The organism is Frankia sp. KB5 (assembly GCF_002099325.1).
Lineage (GTDB): Bacteria > Actinomycetota > Actinomycetes > Frankiales > Frankiaceae > Frankia > Frankia casuarinae.
In genome coordinates this window covers 1-13,638 of record NZ_MRUJ01000264.1, presented here as the reverse complement: position 1 = coordinate 13,638, position 13,638 = coordinate 1, and the positions used below count along the sequence as shown (strand labels likewise).

Genomic DNA, 13,638 nt, shown 5'->3' with positions numbered 1-13,638 from the left:
CAAGGTGGATCCGAACCGGGTCTACGTGTGGGGGATCGGCGAGGGTGCCCGGCTGGCCCTGACCGCCGCCTGCGCCCCGGGTAAGCCGGAGTTCGCCGCGGTCGGCGTCGTCGGGCAGTTCGACCCGGAGCCCGGGCCGACCTGCCAGGACCGTGTCCCGGAGGGCCGGGCCCCGGAGGCCTCCTGGGACCGGAAGGTCAGCGAGACCCTGTGGAAGTTCTCGTCTGGTCACCGGCTGGGGGCCTGACCGCGGCGCCCGCGAGCGGGCCGGGCGGTTTCCGCACCGGGCAGAGACCGAGGGCTGAAGTCCGCCGATGCCGCCGGGAGGGGGGTAGCGGCATCGGCGGACCTGGTCGGCCGGGGCCCGAGGCCCGCCGGCCTTCCCGTGCGGATGGGGGGGGAATCCGAGGGAAGGCCGGCGGAATCGGGGGCCTTCCGGCCGGACGGACGTCAGATGGGGGGGAGATCTGACGTCCGTCCCACCGGAAGGAGGGCCCGTCCGGAGAGCTGGAAAGGAACCACATAGGCGGGTTGTCGGGCGGTGACAGGGCCCGCTTGCTGGTCTGTCCGCGGCTTCGCCGGTGGGTGGGAGTCCCGGGTCCGGCTTCCACGGCTTCGGGTCGGCGCCTGGAGAGGGGCTCGGTAGCCGGCCGCTCGTGGACTGGCAGGGCTCGTGTGGTCCGCGCCCCAGCCGCGAAGGCGATCCACCGGAGCCGGGTGAGCCGTTGCGTCGGCATGAGGGCGGTGCGCCGGCTCCGACCGGCCGCTAGAGGATCCGACCGACGTAGTAGGAGGTGGTATAGATCTTCTTGAGCGACACGACGTCGCCGGTGTGCGGCGCCGCCCACATCATGCCGTCGCCCGCGTAGATGCCGACGTGGTAAATGTTCCYGGGTGTCCCGAAGAAGATCAGGTCGCCGGGCTGTTTGTTGTACTGCGACACCCGGGTGGCGGCGGCGAACTGGGCGTCGGTCGTCCGCGGCACGCTCCTGCCGAGCTGCTTGAAGATGTACTGGATGAGGCCGGAGCAGTCGAACGAGCTCGGGCCCTCCGCACCGTAGACGTAGGGCTTGCCGGCCTGCAGGGAGGCCAGGTAGACGGCCTTCTCCCCGAGGGAGCTCGACGGGACCGGAACCGACGCCTGGTCCGCGGCGTCCCCTGTCGTGAGGAGATCCGACCAGGCGGCGTTGCGGACGAGCCGGGGGGTGGGCGCCGGCCGTACGCGCAGGGTGGCGTCGTTCGCCGAGCGGGCGGACTGCAGGGCGTCCGTGCCGTCGAAGACCGCGGTGACATTCGTGGTGGTGAGCACCCGGGCCGTGTAGGAGGCGTAGCCCTGGGCGTTGGTGTAAAGGTGCTTGAAGGTGGCCCACCCGGTGGGGAGCTTCACCTGCACCTTGACCAGCTGGTTCGCCAGCGGTTCGTGGGTCTGCTCGTTGTAGAGCGAGAAGCCGATGTCGATCGGCTGGTCCGCGCTGACGCTCACGTCGGGGTTGGTCACCCGGAGACCGACCTGAACCTTGCCGGCCAGGGGCGGGGCGTCGACACCGCCCGTCGAGCCGAGCAGGGAGGTGGAGCCGTGGGTGCTGACCGCCGCGGCGGCGATGCTGCCCCCCAGGGCGGCCTGGGAGCCGATCTGCGCGGCGAGGGTGATCGGAGCGGTGTTCGGCTGCTCGTCCTTCGCGGCGTCGGCGTTGATGTCGGTGGCGCAGCCGGCGAGAGCCACTCCGGAGACCGCGACGGTCCCGGTGGTCACGGCGGCGAAGGCGCGGGCCCGGGCCCGGCTGCGGGCGGCCGGGGGCGCGGAGGGTGCGCGGTGACGGCCGCGACCGGCGCCTCGCGTTTCTTCGTCGAGCTGCACGCTTTGCGCGGACAACGGTGTATTCCTTCCCGTGCGCCTGCGAAGTGAGCTGTCGGGTTCGGGCTGGGCTGCCCGGCTCTCGCGTGACCTTCACGCGTCGAGCTTCACCCCTAGGTCGACACCGCGGATCGGCGCCGGCCGGTGGAGGTGGGTCCCCCGCTCCTGCCCCTGATGACGACTCGGAGGGGACACCGGGGCCGGGGGCAGGACTCGGCGTTCGGCCCGGTGTTGTCGTGACGTCGGCGTGAGACTAGTCCACTTGGATGGGGTGGGTAAACACTAGTCCTTCCCAACTACAGCGAGTGCGCGTTGAAGTTCCCGTCGCGCGGCGTCGGCGGCCCGCGCGGTCGGCCGGGCTGACCGGGCGGCCCTAAGGCCCTTCGCGCCCCGTTTGTCCTGCTGGTTTTTCGTTGCGTGTGGGGTCCGCGGCGGCGGCCGGTCCGGGTGAGAGGCGGGCGGGCGGGTAGCCCTCCCGCGGCCCGTGGGCGATTTTGACTACTTAAAGTAGTCGACGGGTGAGGCCGGGTGTGCACCCCCCTCAGCGGGACCGGGAGCCGCGGCGGGTGAGGAATCCCGCCGCATCGAGCACTTGGAGCTCGACCGCGAGCTCGTGGACCTCACGGGGCAGCGAGCGGTGGTGCGCCAGCGCCTCGACCGCGGCGCGGGCGTGGTCGGCGAGCTCGTCGAGGGCGTGCTGGCGCTGGCGCATCCGAGCCCGCTCCTCCTGGATGGTCCGGACCGTGTCCTCCTGCCACCGGCGGGTCCGGATGAGATGCTCGCTGGCGTCGGCGGCCTGCCGCTCGGCATCCTCCAGCCGGTTGAGGAGCGCGTCGAGGGCCTCCAGCCGGCCGGCGAGCTCCGCGATGAGATCGCCCCGATCGGGCAGGATGGCCGTTTTACGACTCTTGGGGTCAGGCGAGGTCATGGAGTCCCCCGAGGGGTGGGGGGTCGGCGGGGACCGCGCCGAGCGGCTGGCGCGAGACCCGGTTGCTCCGACACGGTTGGTAACGGTAACCGACGTGGCGGGCCAGGGGTAACCCATCGTACGGATACGTCGCGTCAGCCAACTTATAGTAAAAAGGGACTATGGATCTGCCGTCATTGTCGTGGTCTATGCGCGCATAGCATGCAGGTCGGTGTCAGAGCCAGCCGTTGCGCTTGAACGCACGGTAGAGAAACAGACAGATCGTCGTAATGACGGCCAGGACGGCCGGGTAGCCCCACGTCTGACGAAGCTCCGGCATGTGGTCGAAGTTCATGCCGTAGATCCCGGCGACGGCGGTCGGGACGGCGCCGATCGCCACCCAGGCACTGATCCGTCGCATGTCCTCGTTCTGCGCGATCRTCACCTGCGTCAGCGTCGCCTGGAGCACGGAGGAAAGCAGCTCGTCGAAGTGAGCTATTCGCTCGCTGACCTGCTCGAGGTGGTCGGCGACGTCCCGGAAGTAACGGCGCATCGCCACGTCGACCATCGTGGGGGCGTCCATGGTGAGGGTACGCAACGGGCCCGCGAGCGGCAGCACCGCGTGCTTGAGCTCCAGAAGCTCGCGTTTCATCTGGTAGGCGCTTTCCGTCGACGGCTTCTGATCCCGGTGGAAGACGCCCGTCTCGATCTGGTCGACGTCGGCCTGGATGCTTTCCACGGTGCGGACGTAGTCGTCCACAATGCTGTCGCAGATGGCGTGCAGCACGGCCGTCGGGCCGTGCCGGAGCATCTCCGGGTTGGCCTCCAGCCGGCCGCGCAGCTTCGTCATCTCCCCGTGCCTGCCGTGCCGCACGGTCACGACGAAGTCCTCGCCGAGGAAGATCATGATTTCGCCGGTGGTGACTACCTCGGAGGTGCCCGTTACCTGGGTGTGCTCCACGTAACTGGTCGTCTTGAGCACCATGAACAGGTGGTTCTCGTATTGCTCGAGCTTGGGGCGCTGGTGGCCGGTGACCGCGTCCTCCACCGCGAGCTTGTCCAGCCTGTACTCCTCGGCGATCGCGGTGAGCTGCTCGTAGCTCGGCTCGAACAGGCCGAGCCAGGCGAACCCGTTGCGTTCGGACCGCGCCAACCGCAGCGCGTCGGCCTGGTCGATGTCCATGGTGACCCGCCGGCCATGGCTGTACACGCCGCAGGCCATGACGCGCCCGTCCGGTGTCCGCGGTAGCTCGGAGCGGGGCGCCCCGCGTCGTTTGCGACCCACCCGGACCAGGGAGACCGGACGGGTCAGCGCGCCGGCGAGCTTATGGGCGTTGGCCGACGCCTGCTCCAGGGCGTCCCCCAGCACCTCCCGAACGGGATGCTGGCTGCCGTGGTCGCCGCCGTCCGGGCGCGCGCCATCAACGTCGCGTCCCCGGGTCTCGCGTACCGTCTCGTCGCGTACCCTTTCGCCCGGCACCGCGTCGTCCCGCATCACTGCCTTCTTCCCTGCCGCCGATCCATGTCCAGGTCCACCTGTCGGCATCTCCCACGCCCTTCCCCGCTGGTGAACCTTCATGGTGACAAGTCGGTGCCGGCCGTCCGGAGGCGATCCGGGCTTCACCGTGGACGCGGATGCCTGGCAACTGTGCCGGCGTGGTGTGKCACGAAGGGTGAGATACACGTCCGGCGCATGGGATACGTCACAGGGAGGATCGAGTGATCGGGATCGAGGTACGCACGCTTCGGGTGTTCGCCGACGAGACGGGCGCCGGCGGCAGCCTGCTCGCCGTGGTGCTGGATGCCGCGAAGCTGCTGCCCGACGCGCGGGAGCGGTCCGTCGTCGCGCGCCGACTGGGCTGCCCCGCCACGGTCTTCGTCGACGACCCGGAGTTGGCGGAGCTGGCCACCTTTACGCCCACCGGGGAGCTGCCCATGGCGGGGCACGCCTTGGTGGGGTCGGCCTGGCTGTTGGGTCGGCTGCTCGGTGGCCATCCGGAGATCCTCCGCCCGGCCGGCGGCGAGGCGGTCAGCTGGCAGGAGCAGGGCCGGGTCTGGGTCCGCGGCGCCCTGGCCGCCGTGCCCTGCTGGTGGCATGAGATGCTCGCGGACCCGGGCCAGGTCGACGCGCTCGACCTGCCCCGTCCACCCGCCGAGGACCTGACCCAGCTCTGGGCGTGGGAGGATGAGCCGGGCGGGGTCGTGCGGGCCCGGGCCTTCGCCAGCAGGCACGGCGTCACCGAGGACGAGGCCTGCGGGTCGGCTTCCATGCGACTGGCCGCGATGCTCGGGCGGCGGCTCACCATCCGGCACGGCGCCGGTTCGATTGTGCTCGCGCAGCCGGGTCCGCCCGGCCACGCCGATGTCGGCGGCCTGGTGGTCGAGGACGAGACGAGGTTCCTCGCCGATCTCGACGAGTTCCTCGCCCGGTGACGGTGCCGTTCGGCGCGGCCACGGCCGGACACCAGGGGGACCAAGCCTGAGAGTGTAGGTGCCGAGCGAGGCGACTGGCACCCTTTGTGGGTACCGGGTTACGGCTGCGTGGTGGCTGCCGAGATGCGGACCGGGTCGGATAGGCGTAGCTTTGGATCCCGGTAGCTCTCCGCTGGGTATCCGCCCATGGGCTGCGAGGTGGTCATGGCCGAGACGTTGGTGACCTTGGTGGAGGCCGCGCATCAGGATGCCGTCCGTCTGATCGAGCTCTCGCGCGACGTCGGTGCCCACGGTGACGTGGATGGTCCGTCGACCGACCCGCGGCAGGCGCTGCGCGCCAGCGACGCGGCCGTGGCCGCCGTCTCCGCGCACCTGAGCGCGATGGAGTCGGTGGTCTACCCGGAGATGGCCCGCCGGGTCGTGGGCGGCCGGGCGCGGGTGGCGGACCTGGGCCGCTTGGMGCGGCGCTGCTCCTCGGTGATGCGCGGCATTGAACAGTACGTCCAGGGGGACCTCAACCGGCCCGCGGAGCCGGTCGCGAACCTGYGCCGGGATCTGGCCGCGTTGATGGTCGAACATGCGACGCTGGAGGACGAACTTCTGCGTGAGCTGATGGCCGAGCTGTCCGACGACGAGCGCCGGGATCTCCTCGACCGCTTCTCCGACGCGATGCGCCACGCTCCGACCCGACCGCATCCGCACCTTCTGCACAGCAGGCTGTTCGGTGGAAGCCTGGCGGCCCGCCTGACGGGCTACTGGGATCACCTGCTCGACGTGATGGACGCCCGGGAGGTGCCCGGCGCGCCGAGGCGGGCCCCGGTGCCCGCCGGGCTGTGGGGCTGGTACCTGCTGGGCCGTCCCACGGCGCCGGCTGCGGGTGAGACCCCGTCAGGGAAGGAAGGCGCGCAGGGCGACACCACCGCTGGTAGCCACAACGTCACTGGTGGCCACATCGCCGCTCATTGATCCGTCCTTGCGACTGCCGTCGTTTCCGTAGGCCCACCATGTCTTCCTGAGCCCGGTCTTCCGGAGCCCGTCGCGCTCTGTCTTCCTGACGGTCTTCCTGGCCGCGGTCCACTCCGGTTCGGCGTTCCGATGCGCACGGGCGCCGTGGTCGTGCCATGCTTCGAGTCCGGGTTGGGCCGGTATGGCCTCGTGTCGTGCAATGCCGAGGAGATGTGTCAGGAACCGAGGGCACCGCGATGCGGGCGCCGAACGCTGATCCCGTAAAAGTGATCTGGCCGGTGCTGTTGGTCGAGGATGATGATGCCGACGCCTATCTGGTGTCCGAGCTCCTCGACGAGGTCTCCGCTCCGGTCGAGCTGACCCGGGTGCGCACGGTGGCCGAAGCCGCCCGTCGCAGCGAGCACGTCGCGTGCGTGCTGCTGGATCTCGGGCTGCCGGACAGCGAGGGCCTGTCGGCGCTACGCCGGTTGCTCACGGTCGAGGCGGGAGCGCCGGTCGTGGTGCTCACCGGTCTGGTTGACGAGTACCGGGGGGCGCAGGCGGTCGCCGCGGGCGCGCAGGACTATCTCGTCAAGGGTCAGGTCGACGGGCGGGACCTGGTCCGGGCCGTCCGGTACGCGATTGAGCGCAAGCGGGCCGACACCGCCGCGCAGGCGCTGCGGGAGTCGGAGCTGCTGGCGGACGAGCGGGCCCGCCTCGAACGCGGCCTGTTACCCCGGCCACTCATCGACGACGGCCGGTTGCATCACGACGCCCGGTACCGCCCCGGCCGGCAGCAGTCCCTGCTCGGCGGGGACTTCTACGACATGGTGTCCACCGCGGACGGCACGCTCCACGTCCTGCTCGGCGACGTCTGCGGGCACGGCCCGGACGAGGCGGCGCTCGGGGTGAGCCTGCGGATCGCGTGGCGCACGTTGGTCCTCGCCGGTGTTCCGGAACCCGACCGGCTCGGGTATCTCCAACGCGTGCTGGTGAGCGAGCGGGAACAGGATGAGATCTTCGCGACGGTGTGCACCCTCGCGATCGCTCCCGACCGGACCTCGGCGCGGATGCGGCTGGCCGGTCATCCGCCGCCGGCGCTGTTGCATCCGCGGCTGTCGGCGCTGCCGGGCGACGTCGTCGGTCCGGCTCTTGGCATCGTCGACGACGACCTCTCCGAGGAGGTGCGGATCGAGCTCGGGCCGCACTGGGCGCTCCTGCTCGCCACGGACGGCCTGCTGGAGGGGCGGGAGGGACCGGGCGGGGAACCGCTGGGCTGGGAGGGCGTGCTGCCCGAGATCGCCAAACTCTGGCCCGCCGACGACCCCGACGGGCTGCTCGACAACCTGATCGACCGGGTGGAGGCGCGCAATGGCGGCCCGCTGACCGACGACGTCGCGCTCCTGCTGCTGATCTGGGGTGCCGGCTGATGCCGGAGCGCACCCACCCGAACGTCACCCACCCGAACGTCACCGACGGGGGAGCGGGCGACGCGGGGCCGAGCGGAGCGGTGGAGCGCGGCCGGGTCGGGTCCGTCTGGCGCCTGCGCCGTCGACTCGAGGTGACCTACGCGGTGGCGGCGATGGTGCTGATGATCGTCGCTGGTCTCGTCGTCTCGTCGTTGGTCCGGCTTGATGACGCCCTCCACACGCGCAGCGACGTCCTCGCCCCGGCTCTGCTGAGCTCCACCGAACTGGTCTCCAGCCTGGTCGACCAGGAGACCGGGATGCGGGGCTACCTGCTTCAGGGCAGCGAGGACTTCCTGGAGCCCTACAACGAAGGGCGCAGGGCCGAGCGCACGCTGCTCGCGGACCTGCACCGACGGCTCGTGGAGCGCCCCGACCTGCTGGCGAGGCTCGCCGTGCTGGAGGACCGGATCCGGGCCTGGCACGGCGACTACGCCGATCCGGCCATCAACGCGGTGCGGGTGGGCGGTCCCGCGGCGGCCCGCCTGTTGTCACCGGAGTTCGGCAAGACCCGCTTCGAGGCGGTCCGCGCCGCGGCCGGGGACCTCGAGGCGGACCTGCGGGCCAGGGAAGTCCGGGCCCGCCAGCACGTCACGGCGGCGCTCCGTTTCCTGATCTTCGCGCTGGTGACCGGCGCGGCCGTCATGGCCGTACTCCTGGCGGTCATCGCGCGGGCGCTACGGTCCTGGGTCACCCGCCCGCTCGAGCGGGTGAGCGACGATGCGCGAACCGTCGCCTCCGGACATCTCGATCACGTGGTCGAGCCGACCGGTCCCCCGGACATCGCCTCGCTCGCCGCCGACGTGGAGTCGATGCGACGCCAGCTGATCGGGGAGCTCGGGGTCGCGCGGGCGGCGCGGTCCGCGGTGGAGGCGCAGGCCGAGGCGCTGCGGCGCTCCAATCGTGACCTGGAACAGTTCGCCTATGTCGCCTCGCACGACCTGCAGGAGCCGCTGCGGAAGGTGGCGAGTTTCTGCCAGCTCCTGGAGCGACGCTACGGTGACAGGCTCGACGAGCGGGGCAGCCAGTACATCGCTTTCGCGGTGGACGGCGCGAAGCGGATGCAGCAGCTCATCAACGATCTGCTGGCCTTCTCCCGGGTGGGGCGGACTACTGACGGTTTCGTCGATGTGTCCCTGGGGGAGATCTTCGACCGGGCGGTGGGAGCGCTGTCCATCGCGATCGAGAGCGCCCGGGCCGAGGTCACCGCGGATGATCTGCCGGTCGTGCGCGGGGACCCCGTCCTGCTCACCCAGCTGTTCGCGAACCTGATCGGGAACGCGCTGAAGTTCCGGGCCGAGACGGTTCCCGCCGTGCATGTCGGTGTCGTCGACCGGGCGGACGAGTGGGAGCTGTACTGCGCCGACAACGGGATCGGAATCGATCCGGAGTACGCCGAGAAGATTTTCGTGATCTTCCAGCGGCTGCACGGCCGGGATGTCTACGAGGGCACGGGCATCGGGCTGGCGTTGTGTCGCAAGATCGTCGAGTTCCACGGCGGCCGGATCTGGCTGGACGGCGCGGTGAAGGACGGAACCACCTTCCGGTTCACTTTCCCTAACCGGAGACTTCTAACGGCCAGAGACCCGCCGTGAGTCGCCTCATCGCCTAGAGTGCCGCACATGATGGGGTCAGGAGYGGTTCTCACCCGGCCAGGGGCCCGTGCGCAGCGGCGGGAGCTCGCGGACCTGCTGGCCGAGCGTGGCCCGGCGGCGTCCACCCTCTGCGCCGGATGGACGAACCATGATCTGGTGGCGCACCTGGTCACCCGCGAGCGGGTGCCGTGGGCCGCTCCCGGGCTCATCGTCGGTCGGCTGCACGGCATCACGGAGCGGGCCGAGCGGGCCACCATGCGGGCCCACACCTTTCCCGAGTTGGTCGAGACGTTCCGTGCCGGGCCGCCGTGGTGGCAGCCGACCCGCATCGGCCTGATCGACGATGCCATGAACCTGGTCGAGTTCTTCGTGCACGCCGAGGACATCCGCCGCGCCGCCCCTGGCTGGGAGCCTCGCGAGCTTGACACCAGAAGCCGTGACGCGATGTGGACCGCTCTGCTGCTGATCGGGTTCGCCGGGTTCCGGCGAGCCGGCCTGGGTGTCGTGGCGGAGCGTACGGACGCTCCTGGCCGGCGCGCCTTGCACGGCGGCGAGCCGGTGGTGGAGATCGTCGGGCCACCTGAGGAGATCGTGCTGTACGCGTTCGGGCGGGGCCAGGTCGCCCGGGTCGAGCTGCGCGGTTCCGACGCCGACATCGAGCGGTTCCGCGCGGCTCCCACCGGTCCCTAGCTCCCGGCGGCTGCGATCCGGTCGGAGCCGTGCCGCTATCGGGGCGGGGCGTTACCAGAGCAAGGCGCTACCAGAGCGAGGCGTAGGTGGCCGCGCCAGCGGGATGCTCTGTCGGGTTCACCAGGGAGGAGTGCACGTTCCCGGGTGACGAATCGCTGAAGTACGTCTCGTAGGCGAGGATGTCGCGGTTCGCGGCGAACGTCTGGTACATGTTGCGGATGTACACCGGGTTGTCGCCGCCGGCCTGGCCGGCGCGGCCCGCCCCGGTATCACTCTTCCCGACGAGTCCCCATTCTGGGACCGAGAACTGCTTGCCGTGCTGGCGGGCGAACGCGATCGTCGAGCAGAGCCCGGCTTCGGCGTGACACTGACTGGCGAAGGCAGCGTCGTCCGTGCTCGCCGGCCATTGGTCGTAGCTGTCGATGCCGATGATGTCGACGTACTGGTCACCGGGGTAGACGGCCCAGGCTCCGCTGCTGTGCGCATTCAGCGCCCAGTCGATGCGGGCCTGCGGATCCGTCGAGCGGATCGCGCTGACAACCTGGCGGAAGCAGTTCACCCAGGTGGTGGGGTTGGTCTTGGAGACCGACCACGGGAACCAGTCGCCGTTGAACTCCCAGGCGAGCCGGATGACGCTCGCCGGGCGGCCCTTCGCCACCAGCCACCGGCCGAAGTCCGCCCAGTGGCCGTTGTAGGCGCCGCTCGCGCAGGAGTTCATGTCCCCACCGCCCGTGGGGTAGAAGGACTGCGAGATGACCCAGGTGCCGGCGAAGGTCGAGAACTTCTCCGGGCCCGAGCCGAGCCACGGGTTCGTCATGGTCTGCCAGCTCGACCTGTCGGTGAAGGTGARCACGACGTTGACCGGCGAGCCGCGGAAGCTCTCCCAGGCCCGCACCTGCGTCATCGTCCCCGCGGCGACGCCGCTCATGCCGCCGGGCACCGAACCGCCCCCACCACCGACGGGGATAACGGGCACTTGTACCGCAGGCTTCGTGACCCGGGCCGCGGCGCCGGGGGTCGTCGGCCTGGCGGTGGTCCGTGGGGCCGTACCGGCCGGGGTGCCCGCGGGCACCGGGGCGGGCGACGGCGAGCCGACGGTCGCGCGGGAGTTTCCGCCGGTCGTGCCCGCCGAGGCGCTGCCCGCCGAGGCGCTGCCCGCCGAGAGGCTGGGTTGCACCCGGAGGTCATCGCCGTGTCGGGGCTTCCCGTGCTGGATGGCGGTGGCCTCGACTGTCGCCGAGCCCTCGCCCCCGGTGTCGCGTTCGGGGACGAGGGTCCACCCGACTAYGGCGGCGACCAGAGCCATCACGCCTAGCGACGCGATCCAGGCAGGGTGACGCGGACGGCGGCGCCCGCGCCGGGAACCGGATCGGACTCTCGGCGGGCTGGGATTGCCCTCCGCTCGGTGCTTCACCGCGGGTATCCCTCCGTGCGTGGCAGTGTCGTCAGGACCCCCCGGGTCCCGGCTTCGGCATCGAAGCGGATGACCTCCATGTCGCACAGCAGCCTGAGACGGACCGGACCGGCCTCCGGTCGCCCCCTCGACGCCGGCTGCCGTGTCTAGATAGTTCGGACGAGACACTACACCGACGTGCTAGGCCGACTTGTCGGAACTCGGGGGTTTCGGGCGGTGAGGCTCTCGGGTGGCGTGGAGCCCGGTTGGTCGGCACGCCGGTTGGTCGACACGCTGGCTGTGCCACAATGTGCGCGCGCGGAGCCTGGGATGTGCCTGGTGGTCAACCCACCTCGCGTCACGGATTCCGCGCACGGGTCGGGGATCACGCGCCGGTGGAGTGTCCGCGGTGCCTGGTCGAGCGCCCCGGGGGTTATGCGGCCAGGCGCGGTGGCGGGGCCGTTCACCGGCTCGCCCGCCACGACGACAACAGGAGAGCACCCAATGTCCCAGCCACCCGAGTACCCTCCCGCCGGCGGTCACGGTCAAGGGGGTTATGACCAGGGCGGCTACGGCCAGGGTGGTTACGGTGGCCAGGGCGGTTATGACCAGGGCGGTTACGGCCAGGGTGGTTACGGTGGCCAGGGCGGTTATGACCAGRGCGGCTACGGCCCTCCACCGCCCGGCTATGGACCCCCGCCCGGTGGGTACGGCGCGCCGCAGGGCTACGGTGCCCCGCTGGGATACGGCRGCCCGGGTGGGTTCGGCCCACCTCCGCCCTACAACCAGCCGATCCCGACCTACCTGTGGCAGTCGATCGTGGTCACCCTGCTGTGCTGTCTGCCCGCCGGTGTGGTGGCAATCGTCTATGCCACCAAGGTGCAGAGCCGCCAGCAGATCGGCGACATCAACGGCGCGCTGGACGCCTCCAAGAAGGCCAGGATGTGGTGCATCATCTCGGCCATCTCGATCATCGTGGTGTTCCTGGTCATCCTCGTCATCGGCTTGGCCGGCGGCTTCGAGACCGATTCCAGCACGTCGTATTCGACGCTCCCACCCGCTCGCACCTGAAGGAGCGTGGCCTGACCGAGAGTCAGGCTCTCGTCGTAACGGCCGTCGGCTTGGCTCGCTTGTCGGCTCGTCAGCCGATGGAGCTCCCGCCGCAGAGCCCCGCCATCACCGAGAGAGACGCGAGGAAGAGGAGGCCGAACACGAGTCCGGCCAGGCACCAGGCCAGGCTGCGACGCGATGCCCGGCGCGCCCCGGCGACGTCGTGGGCAAGGAGTCGATTCGACGCGCGCGAGGAGTTGATGATCCCCATCACGCCGAGCGGTGCGCACAGGAATGTCGTCAGGATCGCGAGAGCCAGGTAATTGCCGACCTTTGGCGTCGCCTCGGTCCCCGGCCGCTGCCGCGTCCGCGCGTGCCGTGGTGTCTGCGCGTGCCGTGGTGTCTGCGCGTGCCGCCGGAGCGTCTGGTGGGGTTCGGCGGGTCGGTGGGCCTGTGTTCCGGGCCAGCCCGGATGGGGGCCGGTGTCGTTGTGTCGATTCCGTGGGTAGCCGGTCGAGTAGTGATGTCCGCTCGAGTAGTAGTGACCGCCGGTGTCCCCTGGCCCAGGCCACCGCACGTTGTGCGTGTTCCACCGCAATGGTTCGGTCGGAGGCGGGCGGAACTCCTCCTCCCAGCGGCTGCGGGGCCGATCGGTCCTCGGGCGACGCTGGGTGGTGCCGGTGGTGCCGGTGGTGCCGGTGGTGCGGGATGACGGGTCGCTGATGCGTGAGCCCGACCGCGGGCCGGTGTCGGCCGCGGTCCAGGGATCCCAGCGGGCACCGGTGTCCGTCCGGCAACCGGCGTTCGTGCGGGCGCCGGTATTCGTCCGGCCGGTGTGGTTCGTCGATCCCGGGCCGCCCGCGTCCGGTGTCGGGGACGAGGGCGACCCGGTGAGGCGGGCGTCGTACTCGTCCCGCCACCTGTCGAGGATTTCGTGGGACACGGTGAGGAGCTGCATCGTGCGCATGGACTGTGCGTCCCGGCTGGCGGGATTGTCGGGGTGATGAGCCCGGACGCGGGCCCGGTACGCCCGGCGGATCTCCGCCCGGTCGGCGGTGCGCGCTACCCCGAGCACGGCGTAGGCGTCGACGCCACCGAGTTCGCGAACCAGCCGGTTGAGCGGGGTCAACGTCCGATCCGCTTGACGACGTCGCCGCGGTTCCGATCGGAAGGCACCATGCGAACCRCCATTCCCCGTCGTCGGCCGGGCGCCATCAGCGGTGATGATAGGCGATCCGTCCGCCATCAGTCCGCCATTCGTCTGCCTTTGGCAGATTCGTGCTGTCAGGCCGTGACGTCCCGGC

Annotated in this window: 11 protein-coding genes, 1 pseudogene and 1 riboswitch; of the genes and pseudogenes, 7 read left to right on the top strand and 5 right to left on the bottom strand. The window is 70.7% G+C overall.

Annotated features, from left to right (window positions below; genetic code table 11):
- Positions 1-247: pseudogene (locus tag KBI5_RS21520) on the top strand (plasmid partitioning protein); the annotation flags it as partial.
- Between the two features lie 519 nt (positions 248-766).
- Here the strand turns inward: KBI5_RS21520 and KBI5_RS21515 are convergent.
- The 3 genes from KBI5_RS21515 to corA form a co-directional block, all read right to left on the bottom strand.
- Positions 767-1,873 carry a C40 family peptidase gene (locus tag KBI5_RS21515; protein WP_085016267.1) on the bottom strand — a complete coding sequence of 369 codons (1,107 nt, stop codon included), beginning with the start codon at positions 1,871-1,873 and terminating at the stop codon, positions 767-769.
- 5 nt (positions 1,874-1,878) lie between these two features.
- Positions 1,879-2,045: riboswitch (cyclic di-AMP (ydaO/yuaA leader) on the bottom strand.
- A gap of 351 nt (positions 2,046-2,396) precedes the next feature.
- The gene (locus KBI5_RS21510) at positions 2,397-2,783 is read right to left on the bottom strand and encodes a hypothetical protein (RefSeq protein ID WP_011434752.1); all 387 of its coding nucleotides are present in this window, start codon (positions 2,781-2,783) and stop codon (positions 2,397-2,399) included.
- A 214-nt stretch (positions 2,784-2,997) separates the two neighbouring features.
- On the bottom strand, positions 2,998-4,257 hold the full coding sequence (corA, locus tag KBI5_RS21505; protein WP_241883081.1) for a magnesium/cobalt transporter CorA: 1,260 nt from the start codon (positions 4,255-4,257) through the stop codon (positions 2,998-3,000).
- Between the two features lie 224 nt (positions 4,258-4,481).
- Here corA and KBI5_RS21500 point away from each other — a divergent pair, with 224 nt between their 5' ends.
- The 5 genes from KBI5_RS21500 (at position 4,482) to KBI5_RS21480 (ending at position 9,891) form a co-directional block, all read left to right on the top strand.
- On the top strand, positions 4,482-5,195 hold the full coding sequence (locus KBI5_RS21500; RefSeq protein WP_011434754.1) for a PhzF family phenazine biosynthesis protein: 714 nt from the start codon (positions 4,482-4,484) through the stop codon (positions 5,193-5,195).
- 204 nt (positions 5,196-5,399) lie between these two features.
- Complete coding sequence (locus KBI5_RS21495) at positions 5,400-6,161, top strand: hemerythrin domain-containing protein (protein WP_241883079.1); 762 nt, start codon at positions 5,400-5,402, stop codon at positions 6,159-6,161.
- Between the two features lie 236 nt (positions 6,162-6,397).
- Positions 6,398-7,570 carry a SpoIIE family protein phosphatase gene (locus tag KBI5_RS21490; protein WP_011434756.1) on the top strand — a complete coding sequence of 391 codons (1,173 nt, stop codon included), beginning with the start codon at positions 6,398-6,400 and terminating at the stop codon, positions 7,568-7,570.
- Positions 7,570-9,201 (top strand): CHASE3 domain-containing protein, encoded by a 1,632-nt coding sequence (locus KBI5_RS21485; protein ID WP_011434757.1) that lies wholly within the window; start codon positions 7,570-7,572, stop codon positions 9,199-9,201. The genes KBI5_RS21490 and KBI5_RS21485 overlap by 1 nt, the downstream gene beginning before the upstream one ends.
- Before the next feature lie 27 nt (positions 9,202-9,228).
- Positions 9,229-9,891, top strand: coding sequence for a TIGR03085 family metal-binding protein (locus tag KBI5_RS21480; RefSeq protein WP_198537873.1), 663 nt, complete (start codon positions 9,229-9,231; stop codon positions 9,889-9,891).
- Positions 9,892-9,958: 67 nt separating this feature from the next.
- On the opposite strand, the gene KBI5_RS21475 is transcribed toward KBI5_RS21480, so the two are convergent.
- Positions 9,959-11,305, bottom strand: coding sequence for a glycosyl hydrolase (locus tag KBI5_RS21475; RefSeq protein WP_085016263.1), 1,347 nt, complete (start codon positions 11,303-11,305; stop codon positions 9,959-9,961).
- A 483-nt stretch (positions 11,306-11,788) separates the two neighbouring features.
- Here KBI5_RS21475 and KBI5_RS21470 point away from each other — a divergent pair, with 483 nt between their 5' ends.
- Positions 11,789-12,355, top strand: a complete 567-nt coding sequence (locus KBI5_RS21470) for a CD225/dispanin family protein (protein ID WP_085016262.1) — start codon at positions 11,789-11,791, stop codon at positions 12,353-12,355.
- Between the two features lie 70 nt (positions 12,356-12,425).
- Here the strand turns inward: KBI5_RS21470 and KBI5_RS21465 are convergent, their stop codons facing one another.
- On the bottom strand, positions 12,426-13,463 hold the full coding sequence (locus KBI5_RS21465) for a CD225/dispanin family protein (protein ID WP_085016261.1): 1,038 nt from the start codon (positions 13,461-13,463) through the stop codon (positions 12,426-12,428).
- Positions 13,464-13,638 lie beyond the last annotated feature (175 nt).